Genomic DNA, 22953 nt, shown 5'->3' with positions numbered 1-22953 from the left:
CTGCCTGTCTGTCCCAGCCATCAACCAGGCCGGCCAGGTTTTGGCCTGGCCGGCGCTGTTTTTCAACTTACTGAACTGCTTTATCGTTAGGCGCTTTGAACAGCTGTTTCATGTCGTCGGACAGTTCGAAATTCATGTTAAGGTTTTTTGGTGGAATCGGTTGTTGGAACCATTTATCAAACCATTTGGCGGCTTCACCGGAGGTTTGCGCCTGGGCGATGGTGTCATCAACCAGCTTTTTGAACTGCGGATCGTCTTTGCGCAACATACAGCCATAGGCTTCTTTGGATTGCGGCGTGCCGACGATCACCCAGTCACCCGGTTTTTTCGCTTTTGCACGTTCACCGGCCAGCAGGGCGTCATCCATCATGAAGGCAACAGCACGGCTGCTTTCCAGCGTACGGAAAGAGTCGCCATGATCTTTGGCGCTGATAATGCGCATCTTCATTTTGTCGTTGTCATTCAGCTTGTTCAGCAGAATTTCAGAGGTGGTGCCCGAGGTAACGACCACGGTTTTGCCGGCCAGGTCTTTAAAGTCTTTGATGTCGGAGCCTTTTCTCACCAACAGGCGGGTACCGATCTCAAAGATGGTATTGGAGAATGCCGCCTGTTGCTGGCGCTCCAGGTTGTTGGTGGTGGAACCGCACTCGTAGTCGTAAGTGCCGTTTTGCAGCAGCGGGATACGGTTTTGCGAGGTGATAGGCAGCATTTTCACCTGCAGGTTGGGTTCGTTCAGCTCTTTCTTGATGGCATCAACGATCAGGTTGGAATACTCCTGGGAGTAGCCCACCACTTTCTGTTGGTTGTCGTAATAGGAGAAAGGTACTGACGATTCGCGGTGACCAACAACAATCACGCCGTTGTCTTTAATCTTTTTAAGCGTACCGGTCAGCTCTTCCGCATGGGCGACGCTACTTGCCATACCGATCAGCAGTAACGATAACGCCAATTTACGCATTTGCATGGTCCAACTCCTTTGCTGTTGTGATGGCTTTGGCTAAAACGCGCCAAGTTTAAACGGTTGCTTTTTGCTCTGTTATAAAGATAGCCCCGGAACAGATTACCGTTTGAAAATAGTCGATTGTGAACAGATTGAAACTAAAATGTTTCGTTTTTTGCGACATCAAACGCACCAAATTAATGCATAAAAGGCGCTTGGCACCAATAAAGTGCATGCTATGCTCCGGCATTGTGCTAATCGGCCGTTAAATGTCACCAAAAGTAAACCTGCGATAAATCACGAGATAACTAAAGCAAGGAGTGTGCCAGCCTTGCTGGTTGTACGGGGGAGGGAGTCGCCTGCAGGTGCCTTCGCAGGCGGATTTGCGGATGGCAGGCACAGTGCGCTGTGCCTGCCTGCGGGTTAACGTTTGCCGCGGCGCCAGCCGGCGATCAGCGCTAGCGCGCCCAGCAGCGCGGTGATGATCCAGACGGGCATTGCACCAAAACGGGCATAGGGCGTGATGCCGCGGGTGGGGGTCACGTTGACGGCCAGTACGCCACGGGTGAACTGCGGGATACTGGCCATCACCTCGCCGGTTGGCCCGACGGCGGCGGTGATACCGTTGTTAGTGCTGCGCAACAGCGGGCGGCCCAATTCCAATGCGCGCATGCGCGCCATCTGGAAATGCTGCCACGGGCCGATCGAATGGCCGAACCAGGCGTCGTTGGAGATGGTCAGCAGGAAGTCGGTATCCGGGCGGAAGTTATCGCGCACCTGTTGGCCCAGCACAATTTCATAGCAAATCGCCGCCGTTAGCTTGAGCCCCCGCACGCTCAACGCTGGCTGCACGTAGCCGCCGCGGCTGAAAGATGACATCGGCAAATCAAAGAACGGCGCCAGCGGCCGCAGCAGGGTTTCCAGCGGCACAAACTCGCCGAAGGGGACCAGATGGTGCTTATCGTAGCGGTTTTGCGCCGGATAACGGTATGGCGTTGGTTCGCCGAGCACAATGGCGCTGTTGAAGATCTGGTTGCCTTGCGGCGTGGCCCGCACATCGACAATGCCGGTCACCAGGCTGCTGTTTTTCGCCCGCATCAGATCGTCCACCATGGTCAGAAAACCATTCTGCGCGGCTTCGTAATCCGGGATAGCCGATTCCGGCCAGATGATGATCGGCGTTTTGCCCATCAGGGGGCGGGTTTCGTCGAGGTAGGTTTGCAGCGTGCTGACCAGCGCCTGCGGATCCCACTTCATTGACTGGGCGATGTTGCCCTGCACCATGGCGATGTTGACGGCTTTTTCCGGCTGTGGAGTAAACCACTGCAACTGGCGCAGCGGCCAGGGCAGCAACAGCATGGCGGCGGCGACGAGCGCCGGGATGAGCCGCCGTTGGTTGCAGGCATAAACCAGCACCCCGCTGAGCGACACCAGAATAAAGGTAATCCCCTCAACCCCCAACAATGGTGCCACGCCTTTCAGCGGCCCATTGATTTGGCTGTAGCCAAACTGCAGCCAAGGGAAACCGGTCAACACCCAGCCGCGCAGGAATTCGGTAAGCTGCCACAGGGCCGGCGCGGCGAGCGCCAGCCGCCAGAGGCTGGTACGCGGCCAGAGGCGCGCCAACAGCCCGGCGAACAGGCCGGTGTATAACGACAGATAGGCCGCCAGCAGCGCCACCAGGAAGATATTGACGGCAAACGGCATGCCGCCGAAATCGGCGATGCTGACGTAAACCCAGTTGACGCCGCTGCCGAACAGCCCCAGCCCCCAGATAAAACCAAGCAGGGCCGCTTGCCGGGGCGAGCGGGACAGGGTGACGGCCAGCAGGCCAAACAGGGCGACGATGGCGGCAGGCCAGAAATCATACGGCGAGAAGGCCAACGTGCCGCAGGCACCAGACAACAGCGCCAGCAGGGCGCGAACCCGCTGGCGTTCAAGTAGAGAGGCTTTAGCCATGTGAAATTTAATCTTCCAGTTGCGGTTGCGGGGAGTCGTCCGGAATTTTTACATGAACCTGGATGATACGTCGACTATCCGCCATCGCCACTTTAAATTGGTAACCTTCAATTTCAATGGTTTCCCCACGCGCCGGCAGGTGGCCGAACGCCTGCATAATCAGGCCGCCGATGGTATCGACTTCCTCATCGCTGAAATGGGTGCCGAAGGTCTCGTTGAAGTCTTCGATATCGGTCAGCGCACGCACGGTATACATGTGGCGGCTAAGCTGGCGAATATCCACATCTTCTTCATCGTCATATTCGTCTTCGATCTCGCCGACGATCAGTTCCAGAATATCTTCGATGGTGACCAGGCCGGAAACGCCGCCAAACTCGTCAATGACGATAGCCATGTGATAACGCTGGGAACGAAATTCTTTCAGCATCCGGTCAACGCGCTTGCTTTCAGGCACCACCACTGCGGTACGCAGCACTTTATCAATGCTGAACGGTTCGGAGTCGGTGCGCATGAAGGGCAGTAAGTCCTTGGCCATCAGAATGCCTTCGATGTGATCCCTGTCTTCGCTGATCACCGGAAAGCGTGAGTGAGCGGATTCGATAATCACGTCCAGGCATTCTTCGAGCGTCTGGTTGCGTTTCAGCGTTACCATCTGGGAGCGAGGGATCATGATATCGCGCACGCGCTGTTCGGCGATATCCATCACGCCTTCCAGCATGTCGCGGGTATCGGGATCGATCAGATCGTTTTGTTCGGAATCACGGATCAGCTCTACCAGATCGCCACGGTTTTTAGGTTCGCCGTGGAACAGCTGATTAAGGATAAGAGTAAAGAACCCCTTCTTGGGACTGGGGCTGTCATTGCTTTGTGAATGGTCGTCGCTCATGGCGTTTTAGTTAATATCACTCATGTCAGAGTAGAGAAAGCCGGGCGTTGCCCCAGTGCGGGGCAAACGGCCGGCGTTAAGCGGGGTCTTTTTCCGCGAGATACGGGTCTGGGTAGCCCATGGCCTGCATGATCTCGGTTTCCAAAGACTCCATTTCTTCGGCTTCATCGTCTTCGATGTGGTCATACCCTAGCAGATGAAGGCTGCCGTGGACAACCATATGCGCCCAGTGGGCTTCCAGCGCTTTGTTCTGCTCTGCGGCTTCCTGTTCAACCACCTGCCGGCAGATGATCAGATCGCCCAGCAGCGGCAACTCAATGCCCGGCGGCGCTTCGAACGGGAATGACAGCACATTGGTCGGCTTGTCTTTCCCGCGGTAGGTCAGGTTCAGGTTGTGGCTTTCGGCCACATCCACCAGGCGAATGGTCACCTCAGCCTCTTCCAGGAACTGCGGCAGCACCCCCTCCAGCCAGCGCTGGAAGGTGGCCTCGTCCGGCAGGCCGCCGCTGTCTTCGCAAGCGACCTGCAAGTCCAGAATAACCTGGCTCATGGCGCCTCCTGGCTGGAAGCCAACTGGGCTTCGCGTTTGCGCTGCTCGGCAACCGCCTCTTTGCGTTTTTGCTCCGCTGCTTCCCAGGCTTCATAAGCGATAACCACGCGCGCGACCACCGGGTGGCGCACCACGTCTTCGCTATGGAAGAAGTTGAAGCTGATCTCTTCCACTTCCGACAATACTTCCACCGCGTGGCGCAGGCCGGATTTCTGGTTGCGCGGCAGGTCGATCTGCGTAACGTCGCCGGTAATCACCGCCTTGGAGTTAAAGCCGATGCGCGTCAGGAACATCTTCATCTGTTCGATGGTGGTGTTCTGGCTTTCATCAAGAATGATAAAGGCATCATTCAGCGTGCGGCCACGCATATAGGCCAGCGGCGCGACTTCAATCACGTTGCGTTCAATCAGTTTTTCAACGCGCTCAAAGCCCAGCATTTCGAACAGGGCGTCATACAGCGGCCGCAGGTAAGGATCGACCTTCTGGCTGAGATCCCCAGGTAGGAAGCCCAGCTTCTCACCGGCTTCCACCGCCGGGCGGGTCAGCAGGATACGGCGGATTTCCTGGCGCTCCAGGGCATCTACCGCGGCCGCGACCGCCAGATAGGTTTTCCCGGTGCCCGCCGGGCCAATGCCGAAGGTGATGTCATGATCCAGAATATGGGCGATGTACTGGGCCTGATTTGGCGTGCGGGGTTTGACCAGGCCGCGTTTGGTTTTGATGTTAACCGCTTTGCCGTATTCCGGCACGCTGTCGGCCACCTGCTCCAGCACCCGGCTCTCTTTAATGGCCAGATGGATGTGTTCCGGCTCGATATCGGGGATCACGCCGCGGATCGGGGCGGTATCCACATACAGATGGCGCAGAATATCAGCGGCGGCGTTCACGCACAGGTTCTTGCCCACCAGCTTAAAGCGGTTGTCGCGGCGGTTGATTTCGATCCCCAACCGGCGCTCGAGTTGTTTGATGTTGTCATCAAACGGGCCGCACAGACTGAGCAGGCGTTTGTTGTCTGCGGGCTCTAGCAGGATTTCTTGTGTTGCGACGTTCAAACTATTCCTCTAGGTCACATAGGGCCTGGTTGATAGCACGTAGCGCGTCACGGGACGCGCGCGGACAGGGCGAACCCTGATGGCTTACCTTGAATTATTCATGCTGTCGGGCATCGGCGCAAGTTTACCACTGCTGTTGTTAATAAAAACTGCTCAACAGGTGCGGATTGCAGGGGAAAAGCTCGCGCTGAACGGCAAGTGTTTAGGCGTAGCCGGTGCGGAACTGGCTGGGGCTGACGCCGGTGTATTTTCTGAACACGCGCGAAAAATAGAACTGATCTTCATAACCGACGATATTGCCGACGCTGGCGATGGGCATGCAGGTGGTGCTGAGCAGCAATTTGGCCTGATTGATGCGCTGATCTTCGCGCCAGGTCAGCACGCTGACGCCAAGCTGCTGGCGGAACAGATGCGAAAGACGGGAAGGCGAGAGACAAACGTGCTGCGCGACGCTGGCGATATTGACGCTGCGGTCGGCCAGATGATCGCTGATAAAGTGGCAAGCGTCGCTCACCCGGCTGTCCAGCGGCGGTTTCAACGACGCGTTGATAACCTCCATGCGCCGCAGCAGCAGTTGCTCCAGCAGGTTGATAGCCAACAGCTCCGAGTAATGCCCGGCATCGCGCCCTGCGTCGATCATCTGCTGAAACAGCTGTGCAAAGCGGCCCTGCTGCGTTTCGTCCGGGCGGAAGAAGCCGGTGCGGGCAAAAAGCACCGGCCAGTTCAGCCACTCCTGCCAGTAAGCGCGTGGCCGAAAGTAGACCCACTGATGATGCCAGCTTTCACTTCGCGGCGCGCGCCCGTAGTGATGGATCTCGCCGGGCGGGAACAGCAGTATATCCCCCGGGCGGCACAGGTAGTGGCTGCCCCGGTTATTGATCATGCCTTCCCCGCGTACCGTCAGGTTGAGGATATAGCCTTTCATGCCCTGCGGGCGGTCGATGAAAAAATCCAGCGGCCCTTCGGCTTCGATCGGCGTCAGCCCGGCCACCAGATGTGCGTTGAAAGAGTAGCCCGGCAGCAGAGGATCGTTTTGTTTCTCATTCATCATAAGGCGGGTTCTCCAGGAGCAGAAAGAAACTGATTGTCCATGCGCCAGGGCGGCCATGGTGGGCTGGAACCCGGCTAAAAGCGAACGCGTGGCCAGCACGCGCTTCAGCCAGCGGGCGCGCCGGAATTACCGTAATGGCAGGCTCTGCCTGCGTCAGTGATGAGCATAGCCGCTTGCGGCCTGTGAGCCGGGATATCCGCATCAAGAGTTTGCGCTGCTTCACAATTTCCGCTGGCATAGCCGTTTTATCCATGTTTTCAGCGCATACCGCCTGACGCTTCTGCCCGGCCGGCCCCTATTGTCTATGCACATCTGATTCACTCGGGGAGTGCAAAAATGGCGATAGTGCTGGGTCTGGATTTCGGCAGTGATTCCGTTCGTGCGTTGGCGGTTGACTGTGCACGGGGTACGGAACTGGCCACTCGGGTGGCCTGGTATCCGCGTTGGCGAGAAGGCCGCTATTGCGATGCCGCCAATAATCAGTTCCGCCATCATCCACGGGATTACATTGAGGCCATGGAGGAGGCGTTAATTGCCGTGCTGGCCGAGCTGGATGAGACGCAGCGCGCCGCCGTCTGCGGTATCGGCGTAGATAGCACCGGCTCTACGCCCGCGCCGATCGACGCCGCTGGCGATGTGCTGGCGCTGCGCCCTGAATTTGCCGACAACCCCAATGCCATGTTCGTGCTGTGGAAGGACCATACGGCGGTGGAGGAAGCGGAAGCCATTACCCAGCTTTGCCATCAGCCGGGCCGGACGGATTATTCGCGCTATATCGGCGGTATTTATTCCAGCGAGTGGTTTTGGGCCAAGATCCTGCACGTGACCCGCGTGGATGCCGCCGTCGCGCAGGCGGCGGCGTCGTGGATTGAGCTGTGTGACTGGGTGCCGGCGCTGCTGTCCGGCACCACCCGGCCCCAGGACATCCGCCGGGGCCGCTGTAGCGCCGGGCATAAGTCACTGTGGCATGAAAGCTGGGGCGGCCTGCCGCCGGCCGAGTTCTTCGATAGCCTCGATCCGCTGATCAATCGGCATTTGGCCTACCCGCTGTTTACCACGACCTGGACAGCGGAGCGCCCGGTCGGGCGGCTGTCGGCCGAATGGGCGCGTCGTCTGGGGTTGCCGCAAAGCGTGGTGATTGCCGGCGGGGCGTTTGACTGCCACATGGGCGCCGTAGGCGCCGGGGCGGCGCCGAATACGCTGGTGAAAGTGATCGGCACCTCGACCTGCGACATTCTGATCGCCGATAAAACCACGGTGGGGAGCCACGCGGTGAAGGGGATTTGCGGCCAGGTGGATGGCAGCGTAGTGCCGGGTTTTATCGGGCTGGAAGCCGGGCAGTCGGCCTTCGGCGATATCTACGCCTGGTTCGGCCGTTTACTCGGCTGGCCGCTCGATCAGTTGGCGCTGGCGCATCCCGAACTGCGCGAACCGCTCCAGCGCAGTAAACAACAGCTTTTGCCCGCGCTGACCGAAGCCTGGGCCAGCAACCCGTCGCTGGAGCATTTGCCGGTGGTGCTGGACTGGTTTAATGGCCGCCGCACGCCGAACGCCAACCAGCGGCTAAAAGGGGTGATTAGCGATCTCAATCTGGCGACCGACGCGCCGGCGCTGTTCGGCAGTTTGATCGCCGCCACCGCCTTCGGCGCGCGCGCCATCATGGAGTGTTTTACCCAGCAGGGCATTGCGGTGAATGCGGTGATGGCGCTGGGCGGCATCGCGCGCAAATCGCCGGCCATCATGCAGGTGTGCTGCGACGTGCTTAACCGGCCATTACAGATTGTGGCCTCCGACCAATGCTGTGCGCTGGGGGCGGCGATTTTTGCCGCCGTCGCGGCGCGGCAACACCCGGATATTGCCGCCGCGCAGCAGGCGATGGCCAGCCAGATAGCGACCACGTTGCAACCGGCGCCTGCACGCGCGGCGCGTTTCGATGCGCTTTACCACCGCTATCAGCAGTGGGCCGCCCACGCGGAACCGCTTTATCTCCCCTCTGCCGCGCCGTCCGGTGCACCGGCAGCTCCGATCCACTAAGGACACGACGATGACTATTTTTTCCCAATACGAAGTGTGGTTTGTGATTGGCAGCCAGAAACTCTACGGCGAGCAAGCGCTGCGCCAGGTGACTCAACACGCGGAACAGGTGGTGAATGCGCTTAATGCCGAAGGAAACCTGCCTTGCAAACTGGTGCTTAAACCGTTGGGCACCAGCCCGGACGAGATCACGGCGATCTGCCGCGAAGCCAATTATGCCGAGCGCTGCGCCGGGCTGGTGGTGTGGCTGCATACCTTTTCGCCGGCCAAAATGTGGATCAACGGCCTGAGCATTTTGACCAAGCCATTGTTGCAGTTTCACACCCAGTTCAATGCCCAGATCCCTTGGAGCAGCATCGATATGGACTTCATGAACCTGAACCAGACCGCGCACGGCGGCCGCGAGTTCGGCTTCATCGGCGCCCGTATGCGCCAGACGCACAGCGTGGTTACCGGCCACTGGCAAGATCTGCAAAGCCGTATGCGGATTGGCGCCTGGATGCGCCAGGCAGTATCGAAGCAGGATACCCGCCAGCTGAAAGTGGCGCGTTTCGGCGACAACATGCGTGAAGTGGCGGTTACCGAAGGCGACAAGGTGGCGGCGCAGATCACGTTCGGCTTTTCGGTCAACGGCTATGGGCTGGGCGATCTGGCGGAAGTGGTCGATGCCGTTAGCACCGGCGATGTCAACGCGCTGGTGGATGAGTATGAGTCATCCTATCGCCTGACGCCGGCGGCGCAGGTTCACGGCGAAAAACGGCAGAACGTGATTGATGCGGCGCGCATTGAACTGGGCATCAAACGCTTCCTGGAAGAAGGCGGGTTCCACGCCTTCACCACCACCTTTGAGAATCTGTATGGCCTGAAACAGCTGCCGGGGCTGGCGGTACAACGGCTGATGCAGCAGGGCTACGGCTTTGCGGGCGAGGGCGACTGGAAGACTGCGGCGCTGCTGCGCATCATGAAGGTGATGTCGTCAGGGCTGCCGGGCGGCACGTCGTTTATGGAGGATTACACCTATCACTTTGAGGCCGGCAACGATCTGGTGCTCGGCTCCCATATGCTGGAGGTTTGCCCGTCTATCGCCACCGAGGAACAGCCGATTCTGAACGTGCAGTTCCTTGGCATCGGCGGCAAAGCGGATCCGGCGCGGCTGATTTTCTCGACCCGCAGCGGGCCGGCCATCAACGCCAGCCTGATCGATTTGGGCGACCGTTTCCGTTTGCTGGTCAACGCCGTAGAAGCGTTGGATACGCCGCACCCGCTGCCGAAGCTGCCGGTGGCGAACGCGCTGTGGAAGGCCCTGCCGGATCTGCACACCGCCGCCGAAGCGTGGATTATCGCCGGCGGCGCGCATCACACCGTCTTCAGCCAGGCGCTGACGCTGGACGACCTGCGCCTGTTTTCCGAACTGCATGATATCGAACTGACGGTCATTGATAACGATACCCGGCTGCCGGCCTTTAAAGACGCGTTGCGCTGGAACGCGGTGTATTACGGCGGTAAACGCTAGGCTGACACTGTTTGGAGAACGCCTATGTTTAGTGAATTAAAACGACAGGTGCTGGCGGCGAATCTGGCGCTGCCGGCACACAGGTTGGTAACCCTGACCTGGGGCAACGTCAGCGCGGTGGATCGCCAGCGCGGCGCGGTGATTATCAAACCTTCGGGCGTCGACTACGACCTGATGACGGCAGACGACATGGTGGTGGTCAGTCTGGCCACCGGCGAGGTGCTGGAAGGGAGCAAAAAGCCCTCTTCCGATACGCCGACCCACCGCTTGCTGTACCAGCGTTTCCCGCAGATTGGCGGCATCGTGCATACGCATTCGCGCCATGCCACCATCTGGGCACAGGCGGGGCTGCCGATCCCGGCAACCGGCACGACCCATGCCGACTACTTTTACGGCGACATTCCCTGTACGCGCAAAATGACCGATGCGGAGATCAACGCCGATTACGAGTGGCAAACCGGCGCGGTGATTGTGGAAACCTTCCGCGAGCGCGGCATCACGCCGGCGCAGATGCCGGGCGTGCTGGTGCATTCGCACGGGCCGTTCGCCTGGGGCAACGATCCGCAGGATGCCGTTCATAATGCGATTGTACTGGAGGAGGTGGCCTATATGGGCATCATGTGCCGCCAACTGGCGCCCCATCTGCCGGGCATGCAGCAAACCTTGCTGGATAAACACTATCTGCGCAAGCACGGCGAGCGGGCCTATTACGGCCAGTAGCTTGTCACCGTTGGGGAAAACGCGGTAGGGCGGGCCGCCTTACCGCATTGAGGGGAAGGATCAGTTCTTTTTCACAAATTCGGATTTCAGCTTCATCGGGCCAAAACCGTCGATTTTGCAGTCGATGTTATGATCGCCTTCCACCAGACGGATATTTTTTACCTTGGTGCCAATTTTCAGCATGGAAGAACTGCCCTTCACCTTCAGATCTTTGATCACCGTAACCGCGTCGCCGTCGGCCAGCAGGTTGCCGTTGGCATCCTTGACGATCAGCGCATCGTCATCCTGTTCCGCCGCCTGGTCGTTCCATTCGTGGGCGCATTCAGGGCAGATATACAGTTCACCGTCCTGATAGGTGTATTCGGAGTTGCACTTAGGGCAGTGTGGGAGTTGCATTGTTATGTTGCCTCATTAATCAAATAAAAAAAGAAAATTACCGGGCATTACTGCCCGGCAGCAAAACGAAATAAGAACGCAAAAAAACGCGGTTTATTGTGATACGTAACGCGGCATTAGGGTTGATAGGTGCCGACACCCAGCTCATTTTCTTTGCGCGTGCGGGCAATCACCGCCTGCGGGGATTCATGTACGCGCAGTTCCATCTGCTGCTCGGTGCGTACTACCTCGCCGCGCAGCGAGTTGGGGTACACATCGGTAATTTCAACATCGACAAACTGGCCGATCATATCCGGCGTGCCTTCGAAGTTCACTACCCGGTTGCATTCGGTGCGCCCGGCAAGCTCCATCACGTTTTTGCGGGAAGGGCGTTCCACCAGAATGCGTTGAACGGTGCCCAGCGTGCGGCGGCTGAACTGCATGGCCTGCTGTTGAATGCGCTCTTGCAGAATATACAGGCGCTGCTTTTTCTCTTCTTCGCTGACGTCATCCACCATGTCTGCCGCCGGGGTGCCGGGGCGCGGGGAATAAATAAAGCTGAAGCTGTTGTCGAAGTTAACTTCGGCAATCAGGTTCATGGTCTGCTCGAAATCGGCCTGGGTTTCCCCCGGGAAGCCGATGATAAAGTCAGAGCTCAACTGGATATTGGGGCGCGCTTTACGCAGCTTGCGGATGATCGATTTATATTCCAACGCGGTATGCGCGCGTTTCATCATCGTCAGGATACGGTCGGAACCGCTTTGCACCGGCAGGTGCAGGAAACTGACCAACTCCGGCGTGTCTTCATACACTTTGATGATGTCATCGGTGAATTCAATCGGATGGCTGGTGGTGAAGCGGATGCGATCGATACCGTCGATCGCCGCCACCAGGCGCAGCAGCTCGGCAAACGAGCAGATGCCGCCGTCATAGGTCGCGCCGCGATAGGCATTCACGTTCTGGCCCAGCAGGTTGACTTCACGCACGCCCTGAGCGGCCAACTGGGCGATTTCAAACAGAATATCGTCAATCGGGCGGCTGACTTCTTCACCGCGGGTGTAAGGCACCACGCAGAAAGTGCAGTATTTGTTGCAGCCTTCCATAATGGAAACAAAGGCGGTGGGGCCTTCTGCGCGTGGTTCCGGCAGGCGATCAAACTTCTCGATTTCCGGGAAGCTGATATCAACGATCGGGCTGCGGGTACCCTGCACGTGATTAATCATTTCCGGCAGGCGGTGCAAAGTCTGCGGGCCAAAAATGATGTCAACGCACGGCGCGCGCTGGCGGATATGTTCGCCTTCTTGTGAAGCCACGCAGCCGCCAACGCCGATAATCAGATCCGGTTTGTTCTCTTTAAACTGCTTCCAACGGCCTAACATTCCGAAGACCTTTTCCTGCGCTTTTTCACGGATCGAGCAGGTATTAAGCAGCAACACATCTGCTTCTTCAGGGTTGTCGGTCCACTGATAACCGTGCGTACTCCCCAGGAGATCGGCCATTTTTGATGAATCGTATTCGTTCATCTGGCAGCCCCAGGTTTTGATATGTAGTTTCTTTGTCATTAACTTGCCATTACTCAGTGCGGAGTGAAAGTTGCGTTAAGCGACATGCTGGGCGCCTATTGTAAACATTTGCCGGCTTGGTGACCAGCCTGGGAAACATGGCCCGTAGCCTGATGCGGGATGAAAAATCCGGTACACTGGGGCAAAGATTCCAACAAGCATAGCCAAAATGAAGATGACAGAAAAACGGATGGACGCCGTGGTGGTGGGCGGCGGGATGGTCGGGGCGGCCGCGGCTCTGGGGTTGGCGCAGGCCGGGTTCCAGGTTGCGCTGTTGGAGCACCAACGGCCTGTGGCGTTTGATCTTGCCAGCCCGCCGGATCTGCGCATTTCCGCCATTGGTTGCACGTCGGTGGCGTTGCTACGGCAACTGGGGGCATGGCCGGCGGTGGAACAGATGCGCTCTGCCCCGTATCGGCGCCTGGAAACCTGGGAGTGGGATTCTGCGCGCGTGGCGTTTGATGCGGCGTCGCTCGGGTTGCCTGAATTGGGTTTTATGGTTGAGAACCGGGTGCTGCAGTTGGCGCTGTGGCAGCAAATTGAGCGCTGCGATGCCATCACGTTGTGTTGCCCCGCCAGGCTAAGCGCGCTGCAGCGTGACGGCGATCAGTGGCGGGTGGCGCTGGACAACGGTGAGGTGTTGCTGGCCCGTCTGGTCATCGGCGCTGATGGCGCGCATTCGCAGGTGCGAAAACTGGCGGCGATCGGCACCAGCGGTTGGCAATACCGCCAGGATTGCATGTTGATCACGGTGCGCACCGGGGCGCCGCAGCAGGATGTCACCTGGCAACGGTTCTTCCCCTCCGGGCCGCGCGCGTTTTTGCCGCTGTTCGATGACTGGGCTTCGCTGGTGTGGTACGACAGCCCGCAGCGCATTCGCCAACTGCAGGCGCTGCCGATGGCGCAGCTTGAACGCGAAATCACCGCAGCATTCCCTGCGCGGCTGGGCGCGGTGAAAGCACATGCCGTCGGGGCTTTCCCTTTGGTGCGCCGCCATGCGCAGCGCTATGTCCTGCCGGGGCTGGCGCTGATTGGCGATGCGGCGCATACCATCAACCCCCTGGCCGGCCAGGGCGTGAATCTGGGCTATCGCGACGTAGAAGCGCTGCTGGATGTGGTGAACCGCGCGCGTGAAAACGGCGAAGATTGGGCGGCAGCTTCGGTTCTGGCCCGCTACCAGCGCCGGCGCCGCACCGACAACCTGCTGATGCAAAGCGGCATGGATCTGTTCTACACCGCGTTCAGCAACAACCTGGCGCCGCTGGGCGTGCTGCGCAATCTGGCGCTGATGGCCGCCGAACGTGGCGGCAAGCTGAAAGAGCAGGCCCTCAAATATGCCCTGGGCTTGTAATCAATGTCAATGTGCCGCCCGCCGGTGAGCGTGGGCGGCGTAATTCCGGCCCACCCAGTGCCAGGCGTGGCAGAGCCGTAAACCGTGCCCCAGGGCTGCGGCGCCCCTTTTGCCGCCTGCCAGGCTACCGCTTTCCTTCCCTCGAACCCGCCAGCGGGTGATTCATCCATACAGCTTTCCTCCCCGTGGCCCGCACCGGCGGGCAGGGAACGAAAGGTTGGATGCATGTACTTTTCTGCTGCCTACCGCTGTTTTGTGACGGTAGTCAAAATGTTAACGGCTGGCTAAATTCGCTGAATGTATGAACAATCCTGCTGTTCTTCCCGTATGTGATAGCGCTCTATATTCTGCCGGGCATTAACGGCTAAAAAGTAAATCGTCTGTCTCTCTCTGGGGAAGCGTTTCGCACTAAGCCGGTGTTTTTACGCCATCCAGACCGGAAGTACCCTATTGATAACGTTTACACGCATTAAGCCAATGGCGGCGCAAGTGACGAAAAAACGACCGGAGAACATCATGCATAAATTCATTAAGACGATGGCCGTGCTTGGCCTGGCCGCAGTTATGTCACATTCGGCTATGGCTGCGAACATGAGGCTGGGTTTTTTAGTTAAACAGCCGGAAGAACCGTGGTTCCAGACGGAATGGAAGTTTGCCGATCAGGCCGGGAAAGATCTCGGTTTTGATGTGATCAAAATTGCGGTACCGGATGGCGAGAAAACGCTTAACGCCATCGATAGCCTGGCAGCCAGCGGCGCGAAAGGCTTTGTGATTTGTACGCCGGATCCCAAACTGGGGCCGGCTATTGCGGCGAAAGCCCGCAGTTATGACCTGAAAGTGATCGCCGTCGACGATCAGTTCGTCAACGCCAAAGGGCAGCCGATGGAAACCGTTCCGCTGGTGATGATGGCGGCAACAAAAATTGGCGAGCGCCAGGGCCAGGAGCTGTGGAAGGAGATGCATAAACGCGGCTGGCAAGTGGAAGACACGGCGGTGATGGCGATTACCGCTAATGAACTGGATACCGCGCGCCGCCGCACCAGCGGCTCAATGGATGCGCTGAAAGCGGCCGGCTTCCCGGAAAAACAAATCTATCAGGTGCCGACGAAATCCAACGATATCCCCGGCGCGTTTGATGCGGCCAACTCAATGCTGGTGCAGCACCCGAACGTGAAAAACTGGCTGATTGTCGGCATGAATGACAACACGGTGCTCGGTGGGGTTCGGGCGACGGAGGGGCAGGGGTTCAAAGCGGAAAATGTCATCGGCATCGGCATCAACGGCGTGGATGCCGTCAGCGAACTGTCGAAGGGGCAGGCGACCGGTTTCTACGGCTCGCTGCTGCCCAGCCCGGATATTCATGGCTACAAGAGCATCCAGATGCTGCACGACTGGATCGCCAACGGCGTTGAGCCGCCGAAGTTTACCGAAGTCACCGATGTGGTGCTGATTACGCGCGATAACTTTAAAACTGAACTGAAGAAAAAAGGGCTGATGTAAGTGTCAAAGGCGCCGCGCGCAGATAAAGCGCGGCTACGACCAGGCGCGGCCAGGAGGACGCGCCATTCGCCATGGTGTGATCGCCCGGCCACAGCGGGCATGACGTTACGAGGAAATCGCGATGACAGCACAGTCACCTTATTTGTCGTTCCACGGGATAGGCAAGGTGTTTCCGGGCGTTAAGGCGCTGGATGACATCAGCTTTGCCTGCCATGCCGGCCAGATCCATGCGCTGATGGGCGAGAACGGGGCCGGAAAATCCACGCTATTGAAGATTCTGAGCGGCAACTATACGCCCACCCAAGGGGAAATCCGCATTAACGGGCAGGCGGTGCGTTTCAACAATACCACCGACGCCCTGAATGCCGGCGTGGCCATTATTTATCAGGAGCTGCATTTGGTGCCGGAAATGACGGTCGCCGAGAATATTTACCTCGGCCAGTTGCCGCATAAAGCCGGGCTGGTGAATTATTCGCTGCTGCGTTATGAAGCGAAACTGCAACTGGAGCATCTCGGGCTGGATATCGATCCGGACACTCCGCTGAAATACCTGTCTATCGGCCAGTGGCAAATGGTCGAAATCGCCAAGGCGCTGGCGCGCAACGCCAAAATCATCGCGTTTGACGAACCGACCAGTTCGCTGTCGGCGCGGGAGATCGAACAGCTGTTTCGGGTTATCCGCGAACTGCGCAGCGAAGGGCGGGTCATTTTGTATGTGTCGCACCGCATGGAGGAGATTTTCGCGCTGAGCGACGCCATCACCGTCTTCAAGGACGGGCGCTATGTGCGGACGTTTGACGATATGCAGCAGGTTAATCATGAAAAACTGGTGCAGGCGATGGTTGGGCGCCAACTGGGCGACATCTTCGGCTACCAGCCGCGGCCGCTCGGTGCCGCGCGCCTGACGTTAAACGCGGTTAAAGCGCCCGGCGTCAAAGCACCGATTTCCTTTAGCGTGCAAGCAGGGGAAATCGTCGGGCTGTTTGGGCTAGTGGGGGCGGGGCGCAGCGAACTGATGAAAGGCCTGTTCGGCGCGACCCACATTACCGCAGGCGAGGTGCTGCTGGACGGCAAAAAGCTGACGCTCCGCTCGCCCGCCGATGCGATCCGCCAGGGGGTGATGTTGTGCCCGGAAGATCGTAAGGCCGAAGGCATTATCGCCGTGCACTCGGTGCGCGAGAACATCAATATCAGCGCGCGGCGCAGGAACCTGAAGGCCGGCTTTGTGATTAATAACCCGTGGGAGGCGGAAAACGCGGAAAAACGCATCCAGGCGTTGAATATAAAAACGCCGTCGGCCGCCCAGCTCATCATGAACCTGTCGGGAGGAAACCAGCAGAAGGTGATCCTGGGGCGCTGGCTGTCGGAAGAGATGAAGGTCATTTTGCTGGACGAGCCGACGCGCGGCATAGACGTCGGCGCACGGCATGAAATCTATCACGTCATTTATCAGTTGGCGAAGCAGGGCATTGCCGTGCTGTTTGCGTCAAGCGATTTACCCGAAGTGCTCGGACTGGCCGACCGCATTATCGTCATGCGCGAGGGCATGATTTCCGGCGAGTTACAGCACGATGAGGCCACTGAGCAGAAAGCGCTGAGTCTGGCAATGTTACGCACCCCGGATATTGCGTCCGCGGTAGCCTGATTGCGAAGGAGCACTGAACATGTCAACTGTTACCACAACGCCTGAAAAACCAAAACGGCACATAGGGCTTTCCCGTATCTGGGATAATTACGGCATGCTGGTGGTGTTTGCCGTGCTGTTCTTGGCTTGCGCGCTGTTTGTGCCGAACTTTTCCAGCTTTATTAATATGAAGGGGCTGGGGCTGGCGATCTCCATGTCGGGCATGGTGGCCTGCGGCATGCTGTTTTGCCTGGCCTCCGGCGATTTCGATCTGTCGGTGGCCTCGATTATTGCCTGCGCCGGCGTCACCACGGCGGTGGTGATTAATATGAGCGAAAGCCTGTGGCTCGGCGTCGGTGCCGGGCTGCTGCTGGGGATGGGGTTCGGGCTGATTAACGGCTTCGTGATCGCCCGTCTGAAAATCAATGCCCTGATCACCACCCTGGCCACGATGCAAATCGCCCGTGGCCTGGCTTATATCATTTCTGATGGTAAGGCGGTGGGGATCGAAGATGAGCGTTTTTTTGCGCTGGGCTACGCTAACTGGCTGGGGTTGCCGGCGCCGATTTGGATCACCGTCGCGTGCCTGATTCTGTTCGGCCTGCTGCTGAATAAAACCACCTTCGGGCGCAATACGCTGGCTATCGGCGGCAACGAGGAAGCGGCCCGTTTGGCGGGCGTGCCGGTCGTGCGTACCCGCATCATTATTTTCGCCTTGTCGGGCCTGGTCTCGGCCGCGGCCGGCATCATTCTGGCTTCGCGTATGACCAGCGGCCAGCCGATGACCTCGCTGGGCTATGAACTGATCGTGATTTCCGCCTGCGTGCTGGGCGGGGTTTCGCTAAAAGGCGGGATTGGCAAAATCTCGTATGTCGTCGCCGGGGTGCTGATTTTGGGCACGGTGGAAAATGCCATGAACTTGCTGAATATTTCCCCGTTCGCGCAGTATGTGGTGCGCGGGGTGATTCTGCTGGCGGCGGTGATTTTTGACCGCTACAAACAGCTGGCGAAGAAAACGATCTGACAGGGCGGAATTAAACAGCTAATTCAGCACGCAGCGCAAGGCTCTGGCCGCCCGGCCAGCGCTTTCTGTCGCCCATAAGAAAACGGAGCGTAGCCTTTCGGCTATCGCTCCGTGACTCGCTGACGTATCAGCTAAATTGGCTGGGGTACGAGGAGCTGAGCCTCGGAATCAGTGAAGCTGAAAACCCAACGAATCACGCTATCAGGCTTTCCAGTGGGATGCCAAACTGCGCATGCAGGCGACGAATCATGGGCAGAGTCAGGTTGCGCGTACCGTTCAGGATCTCGTAAACACGGTTCGGTTTGCCGATGGCTGATTCCAAATCCTTCACGCTCAATCCCTGCTGATCCATACGAAATTTAATCGCCTCAATCGGCGTCGGTGGATCTATCGGATAGTGCTTCTTCTCGTATTCTTCAATAAGCAGGCACATCACCTCGAAAAAATCACCTTCAGGCGTGTTCAGTGCCGGTTCATTGTCGAACATCGGTTCAACTGCCCGCAGGGCGGCTTGATAATCTTGCTCAGTTCGGATTGGTTTAATGTTCATTATCTACTCCAGTTCAACCGTCTCAGCGTCTATGGTGTCGTATTGCTTGTGAGTGCCAATGAACTTAACGAACATCCATCCCCGCTGATAAGCAATTGCCACGATTAATCGGTAGCTGTTTCCTTTTATGTTGAATACCACTCGCCTGTTTTTCAGAATGCTAGCGCTACGGTACTGTTCCTTTATTTCTGCTGGGTTTTTCCAATCGGCCTTTGTCGCCTCGTCCACCCAAGCTTTTAGCGGTTGCTCTGTATCAGGGTTCTCCGCCCAGAAGTCCCTAAGTGTTTTCACCGAGATTATCTTCATGGGGATATGCTAGTCCCATGGCGGGACTGTGTAAAGCATTATATCCCAATTTGGGACTGGTCGTCGTCGAGGTGAATATCTCTCTTTCCAGGATCGGCTTACAGGCCAATCTTAAGCGAAGGCGGAGAGGGTAGAGGTATTCCTGGAATGGGGTTCTTTGCAGCAAAAAAACTTGTCGCCACACATAAGAAAACGGAGCGTAGCCTTTCGGCTATCGCTCCGTTACTCGCTGACGTATCAGCTAAATTGGCTGGGGTACGAGGATTCGAACCTCGGAATGCCGGAATCAGAATCCGGTGCCTTACCGCTTGGCGATACCCCAAAAGATGGTGGCTACGACGGGATTTGAACCTGTGACCCCATCATTATGAGTGATGTGCTCTAACCAGCTGAGCTACGTAGCCATAGTACTTCGTACTTCTTTGATTTGCAAGCTGTTTATGATGGCTGGGGTACCTGGATTCGAACCAGGGAATGCCGGTATCAAAAACCGGTGCCTTACCGCTTGGCGATACCCCATCAGCTTAGCAAACCTTCCTGCTGACCCCCTTTCCATGAAAAGATGGCTGGGGTACCTGGATTCGAACCAGGGAATGCCGGTATCAAAAACCGGTGCCTTACCGCTTGGCGATACCCCATCAGCAGAATATGCAACAACCAGCGATGAAGAGAGTGGTGCGGGAGGCGAGACTTGAACTCGCACACCTTGCGGCGCCAGAACCTAAATCTGGTGCGTCTACCAATTTCGCCACTCCCGCAAAAAGATGGTGGCTACGACGGGATTTGAACCTGTGACCCCATCATTATGAGTGATGTGCTCTAACCAGCTGAGCTACGTAGCCATCTTTTTCGCGCTGCCTTCATCAGCGTTGCGGGGCGCATTATGCGTATATGACCGATTTGCGTCAACAAGTTTTTTCCCGAAAAAGCCGCCGCCGCTGCCGTTTGTCTGGCTTGTGAACAGTATGGTGATAAAAACAGCAATTAGAGTGTTTGCAGAGCAAAAGTGTAATAAAAAGGCGAACCTGGAGGTTCGCCTTGTGGGTACTGCCAGCCCGCTTATTGGTAGGCAGACTGGTGCACGCCAACCGCACGGCCGGATGGATCGTCCATTTTCTTGAAGGACTCATCCCATTCAATCGCCTTGGCGGAAGAACAGGCCACTGACGGGCCGCCAGGCACACATTCTGCCGCGCTTGGCAGCGGGAACAGCTCTTCAAAAATTTCGCGGTACAGGTAGCCTTCTTTCGAGGTCGGCGTGTTGTACGGGAAACGGAAATGTGCGTTTTCAAGCTGTTGATCGGTGACTTGCTTCGCAGCCACTTCTTTCAGCGTATCAATCCAGCTGTAGCCAACGCCGTCGGAGAACTGTTCTTTCTGGCGCCAAACCACGCTGGACGGCAGATAAGACTCAAAGCACTCGCGCAGGATGTGTTTTTCCATTTTGCCGTTGCCGCACATTTTGTCCTGCGGGTTGATGCGCATTGCGACGTCGAGGAATTTTTTATCCAGGAACGGTACGCGCGCTTCCACGCCCCAGGCTGACATGGCCTTGTTGGCACGGGCGCAGTCGAACATATGCAGCGCCTGCAGTTTGCGCACGGTTTCTTCATGCAGTTCCTTGGCGTTTGGCGCCTTGTGGAAATACAGATAACCGCCGAACACTTCGTCCGAACCTTCGCCCGACAGCACCATTTTGATGCCCATCGCCTTGATTTTACGCGACATCAGGTACATCGGCGTTGAGGCGCGGATGGTCGTGACATCGTAGGTTTCGATGTGGTAAATCACATCGCGGATAGCATCCAGGCCTTCCTGCACGGTGAAGTGAATCTCATGGTGCACGGTGCCCAAATGGTTGGCCACTTCCTGCGCGGCGCGCAGATCCGGTGAGCCTTCCAGCCCAACGGCGAAGGAGTGCAACTGCGGCCACCAGGCTTCGCTACGCTCTGCATCTTCAACGCGGCGCGCGGCATATTTTTTGGTGATTGCGGAAATGACCGATGAATCCAGACCGCCCGACAGCAACACGCCGTATGGCACGTCGGACATCAGGTGGCTTTTCACGGACTCTTCCAGCGCATCACGCAGTTCGTTGGCGTCGGTGACGTTGTCTTTGACGTTTTCGTAATCGAACCAGTCGCGCTGATAGTAGGAGCGAATTTCACCGTCCTGGCTCCACAGGTAGCTGCCCGCCGGGAATTCTTTGATCGTGCGGCAGATTGGCACCAGCGCTTTCATTTCGGAAGCGACATACAGGGTACCGTTTTCGTCGTAACCCATGTACAGCGGGATAATGCCCAGGTGATCACGGCCGATCAGGTAAGCGTCTTTTTCACTGTCGTACAGGGCGAAAGCGAACATGCCCTGCAGTTCGTCAAGGAATTCCGGGCCTTTTTCCTGATACAGCGCGAGGATCACTTCGCAGTCGGAGCCGGTTTGGAACGCATAGCGTTCGCTCAGTTGCTGACGCAGCGCCTGATGGTTGTAGATTTCACCGTTAACCGCCAGCACGTGGGTGTGAGCGGCGTTGTATAAAGGTTGCGCACCGTTGTTAACGTCAACGATGGACAGGCGTTCATGCGCAAGAATGGCTTTATCGCTGGCATATACGCCAGACCAGTCTGGGCCGCGGTGGCGCATCAGGCGCGACATTTCCAGCGCTGTTTTGCGCAGTTCCGTGGGATCGGATTTCAGATCAAGCGCGCCAAAAATAGAACACATACAAACTCTCCTAACGACTTTTCGTGGTGTTATTTATAGCAGCATTGCCGTTTTTTACCCGTCATATTTCAAGCTGTACAAGCGTTGGCTTGCTACTCGAATTATTCAGGCTTTGCCAGGGTATCTGGCGGTATAGCTGCGTTGTGTTTATGAAAATGCGTCAAAAGGGCCGGTAGATGCAAGCGTTTTAACGCCGGCCGGAAAAATAGTTGTTGGCGGGGGGCGGAAAATTAACGGATCTTCATTTTTAAACGCCTAAAGTTAGCGAATATTCAATTTTCATCCGGATGCGTCTTTTTTATACAAAGTGAATCGGGTGTTTGCTGAAATGGTGTTTTGCGCCGTCGGGGCGGCATAAAGGCAGCTTTGGGCAACGGGGAGTGTGCTAAGGCGGCGCATGGCCGCCGTGGCGTATCTGCCTGGCGGCGTGGCCGCCGGGGGATCAGAAGATGGTGATATCGCTGACGGATGGGAATATGTAGCTCGGGCGGAACGGCATGGTTTCCACATCGTTGAGGGTGGAAACCCCGGACAACACCAGCACGGTTTCCAGCCCGGCCTGGAAGCCCGCCAGAATATCGGTGCGCAGGTTATCGCCGACGATCACCGTGTCTTCCGAATGCGCCTGCATCTTATTGAGCGCGGCACGGATAATCCACGGGCTGGGTTTGCCGACGTAGAAAGGCACGCGGCCGGTGATTTTTTCAATTGGGGCGCACAGCGCGCCGCAGGCGGGAACAAAACCGTGGCCGTGGGTATCCGGATTGGTGGCGATAAAGCGGGCGCCGTTATTCACGAAATAGGCCGCCTTGTGCATCATATCCCAGTTATAGGAGCGGGTTTCCCCAACGATGACGAAATCCGGGTTGATATCGGTAATGGTAAAGCCGGCCTTGTACAGCTCGTGGATCAGCGCGCCTTCCCCCACCACATAGGCCTTTTTACCTTCCTGGCGGCGCAGGAAATCGGCGGTGGCCATGGCGGAGGTATAAAACGCGCTTTCCGGTACTTCCAGCCCGGCAGCGGCAAAGCGGTTTGCCAAATCCTGCGCGGTCTGGGAAGGATAGTTGGTCAGAATAACCAGCGGCATACCTTGTTCCTGGATGCGCGCTAAAAACAGATCGGCGCCCGGGATGGCCGTATTGTCATGCATCAGTACGCCGTCGATGTCACAGATAACGTTTTTTATGGTCATTGTTTACGGTTCTCATAATAGCAGCAGGGCAAGGCGT

At 57.4% G+C, this 22953-nt stretch carries 19 protein-coding genes and 6 tRNA genes; 7 read left to right on the top strand and 18 right to left on the bottom strand.

Features of this window, described 5'->3' with window-relative positions; translation table 11 throughout:
* Positions 1-67: 67 nt before the first annotated feature.
* The 6 genes from ACN28Q_RS05820 to araC form a co-directional block, all read right to left on the bottom strand.
* On the bottom strand, positions 68-964 hold the full coding sequence (locus ACN28Q_RS05820; protein WP_095845478.1) for an amino acid ABC transporter substrate-binding protein: 897 nt from the start codon (positions 962-964) through the stop codon (positions 68-70).
* A 399-nt stretch (positions 965-1363) separates the two neighbouring features.
* On the bottom strand, positions 1364-2899 hold the full coding sequence (gene lnt / locus ACN28Q_RS05815; RefSeq protein WP_095845477.1) for an apolipoprotein N-acyltransferase: 1536 nt from the start codon (positions 2897-2899) through the stop codon (positions 1364-1366).
* 7 nt (positions 2900-2906) lie between these two features.
* Positions 2907-3785 (bottom strand): CNNM family magnesium/cobalt transport protein CorC, encoded by an 879-nt coding sequence (gene corC, locus ACN28Q_RS05810; RefSeq protein ID WP_095845476.1) that lies wholly within the window; start codon positions 3783-3785, stop codon positions 2907-2909.
* 76 nt (positions 3786-3861) lie between these two features.
* Positions 3862-4335 (bottom strand): rRNA maturation RNase YbeY, encoded by a 474-nt coding sequence (ybeY, locus tag ACN28Q_RS05805; RefSeq protein WP_095845475.1) that lies wholly within the window; start codon positions 4333-4335, stop codon positions 3862-3864.
* Positions 4332-5387 (bottom strand): PhoH family protein, encoded by a 1056-nt coding sequence (locus tag ACN28Q_RS05800; RefSeq protein ID WP_095845474.1) that lies wholly within the window; start codon positions 5385-5387, stop codon positions 4332-4334. The genes ybeY and ACN28Q_RS05800 overlap by 4 nt, the downstream gene beginning before the upstream one ends.
* 202 nt (positions 5388-5589) lie before the next feature.
* Positions 5590-6435 carry an arabinose operon transcriptional regulator AraC gene (gene araC, locus ACN28Q_RS05795; protein WP_095848929.1) on the bottom strand — a complete coding sequence of 282 codons (846 nt, stop codon included), beginning with the start codon at positions 6433-6435 and terminating at the stop codon, positions 5590-5592.
* Positions 6436-6774: 339 nt separating this feature from the next.
* Between araC and ACN28Q_RS05790 the strand changes: the two genes are divergently transcribed.
* From ACN28Q_RS05790 to araD, 3 genes are read left to right on the top strand one after another with little or no spacing between them, the layout of a single operon-like run.
* On the top strand, positions 6775-8472 hold the full coding sequence (locus tag ACN28Q_RS05790) for a ribulokinase (protein WP_095845472.1): 1698 nt from the start codon (positions 6775-6777) through the stop codon (positions 8470-8472).
* 10 nt (positions 8473-8482) lie between these two features.
* Positions 8483-9985, top strand: a complete 1503-nt coding sequence (gene araA / locus ACN28Q_RS05785) for an L-arabinose isomerase (RefSeq protein WP_095845471.1) — start codon at positions 8483-8485, stop codon at positions 9983-9985.
* A gap of 24 nt (positions 9986-10009) precedes the next feature.
* A complete protein-coding gene (gene araD, locus ACN28Q_RS05780) occupies positions 10010-10705 on the top strand; it encodes an L-ribulose-5-phosphate 4-epimerase (RefSeq protein ID WP_095845470.1) in 696 nt (231 codons plus the stop codon).
* A gap of 60 nt (positions 10706-10765) precedes the next feature.
* On the opposite strand, the gene ACN28Q_RS05775 is transcribed toward araD, so the two are convergent.
* Positions 10766-11101 (bottom strand): zinc ribbon domain-containing protein YjdM, encoded by a 336-nt coding sequence (locus tag ACN28Q_RS05775; protein WP_095845469.1) that lies wholly within the window; start codon positions 11099-11101, stop codon positions 10766-10768.
* A gap of 116 nt (positions 11102-11217) precedes the next feature.
* Positions 11218-12642, bottom strand: a complete 1425-nt coding sequence (gene miaB, locus ACN28Q_RS05770) for a tRNA (N6-isopentenyl adenosine(37)-C2)-methylthiotransferase MiaB (protein WP_095845468.1) — start codon at positions 12640-12642, stop codon at positions 11218-11220.
* A gap of 169 nt (positions 12643-12811) precedes the next feature.
* Here miaB and ubiF point away from each other — a divergent pair, with 169 nt between their 5' ends.
* The 4 genes from ubiF (at position 12812) to araH (ending at position 18141) form a co-directional block, all read left to right on the top strand.
* Entirely contained in the window at positions 12812-13993 is a 1182-nt protein-coding gene (gene ubiF / locus ACN28Q_RS05765; RefSeq protein ID WP_095845467.1) for a 3-demethoxyubiquinol 3-hydroxylase, read from the top strand.
* Positions 13994-14509: 516 nt separating this feature from the next.
* The gene (locus ACN28Q_RS05760) at positions 14510-15493 is read left to right on the top strand and encodes an arabinose ABC transporter substrate-binding protein (RefSeq protein WP_095845466.1); all 984 of its coding nucleotides are present in this window, start codon (positions 14510-14512) and stop codon (positions 15491-15493) included.
* A gap of 121 nt (positions 15494-15614) precedes the next feature.
* Complete coding sequence (gene araG / locus ACN28Q_RS05755) at positions 15615-17138, top strand: L-arabinose ABC transporter ATP-binding protein AraG (protein WP_095845465.1); 1524 nt, start codon at positions 15615-15617, stop codon at positions 17136-17138.
* Between the two features lie 19 nt (positions 17139-17157).
* Positions 17158-18141 (top strand): L-arabinose ABC transporter permease AraH, encoded by a 984-nt coding sequence (gene araH, locus ACN28Q_RS05750; protein ID WP_095845464.1) that lies wholly within the window; start codon positions 17158-17160, stop codon positions 18139-18141.
* Between the two features lie 193 nt (positions 18142-18334).
* On the opposite strand, the gene ACN28Q_RS05745 is transcribed toward araH, so the two are convergent.
* The 10 genes from ACN28Q_RS05745 to ACN28Q_RS05700 all read right to left on the bottom strand — a co-directional run bounded on the left by ACN28Q_RS05745 (position 18335) and on the right by ACN28Q_RS05700 (position 22916).
* The gene (locus ACN28Q_RS05745) at positions 18335-18691 is read right to left on the bottom strand and encodes a helix-turn-helix domain-containing protein (RefSeq protein ID WP_095845463.1); all 357 of its coding nucleotides are present in this window, start codon (positions 18689-18691) and stop codon (positions 18335-18337) included.
* A 3-nt stretch (positions 18692-18694) separates the two neighbouring features.
* Positions 18695-18997 carry a type II toxin-antitoxin system HigB family toxin gene (locus ACN28Q_RS05740; protein WP_095845462.1) on the bottom strand — a complete coding sequence of 101 codons (303 nt, stop codon included), beginning with the start codon at positions 18995-18997 and terminating at the stop codon, positions 18695-18697.
* 247 nt (positions 18998-19244) lie between these two features.
* Positions 19245-19319 (bottom strand) — tRNA-Gln (locus ACN28Q_RS05735).
* 5 nt (positions 19320-19324) lie between these two features.
* A tRNA-Met gene (locus ACN28Q_RS05730) sits at positions 19325-19401 on the bottom strand.
* A gap of 40 nt (positions 19402-19441) precedes the next feature.
* Positions 19442-19516, bottom strand: a tRNA-Gln gene (locus ACN28Q_RS05725).
* Between the two features lie 44 nt (positions 19517-19560).
* A tRNA-Gln gene (locus ACN28Q_RS05720) sits at positions 19561-19635 on the bottom strand.
* Between the two features lie 35 nt (positions 19636-19670).
* A tRNA-Leu gene (locus ACN28Q_RS05715) sits at positions 19671-19755 on the bottom strand.
* Between the two features lie 7 nt (positions 19756-19762).
* Positions 19763-19839, bottom strand: a tRNA-Met gene (locus ACN28Q_RS05710).
* Between the two features lie 217 nt (positions 19840-20056).
* The gene (gene asnB / locus ACN28Q_RS05705) at positions 20057-21721 is read right to left on the bottom strand and encodes an asparagine synthase B (protein WP_095845460.1); all 1665 of its coding nucleotides are present in this window, start codon (positions 21719-21721) and stop codon (positions 20057-20059) included.
* 442 nt (positions 21722-22163) lie between these two features.
* Complete coding sequence (locus ACN28Q_RS05700) at positions 22164-22916, bottom strand: HAD-IIA family hydrolase (RefSeq protein ID WP_095845459.1); 753 nt, start codon at positions 22914-22916, stop codon at positions 22164-22166.
* Between the last annotated feature and the right edge of the window lie 37 nt (positions 22917-22953).

It is taken from the genome of Gibbsiella quercinecans, from assembly GCF_002291425.1.
GTDB classification, from domain to species: domain Bacteria; phylum Pseudomonadota; class Gammaproteobacteria; order Enterobacterales; family Enterobacteriaceae; genus Gibbsiella; species Gibbsiella quercinecans.
This window is presented reverse-complemented; position numbering and strand designations above follow the sequence as displayed.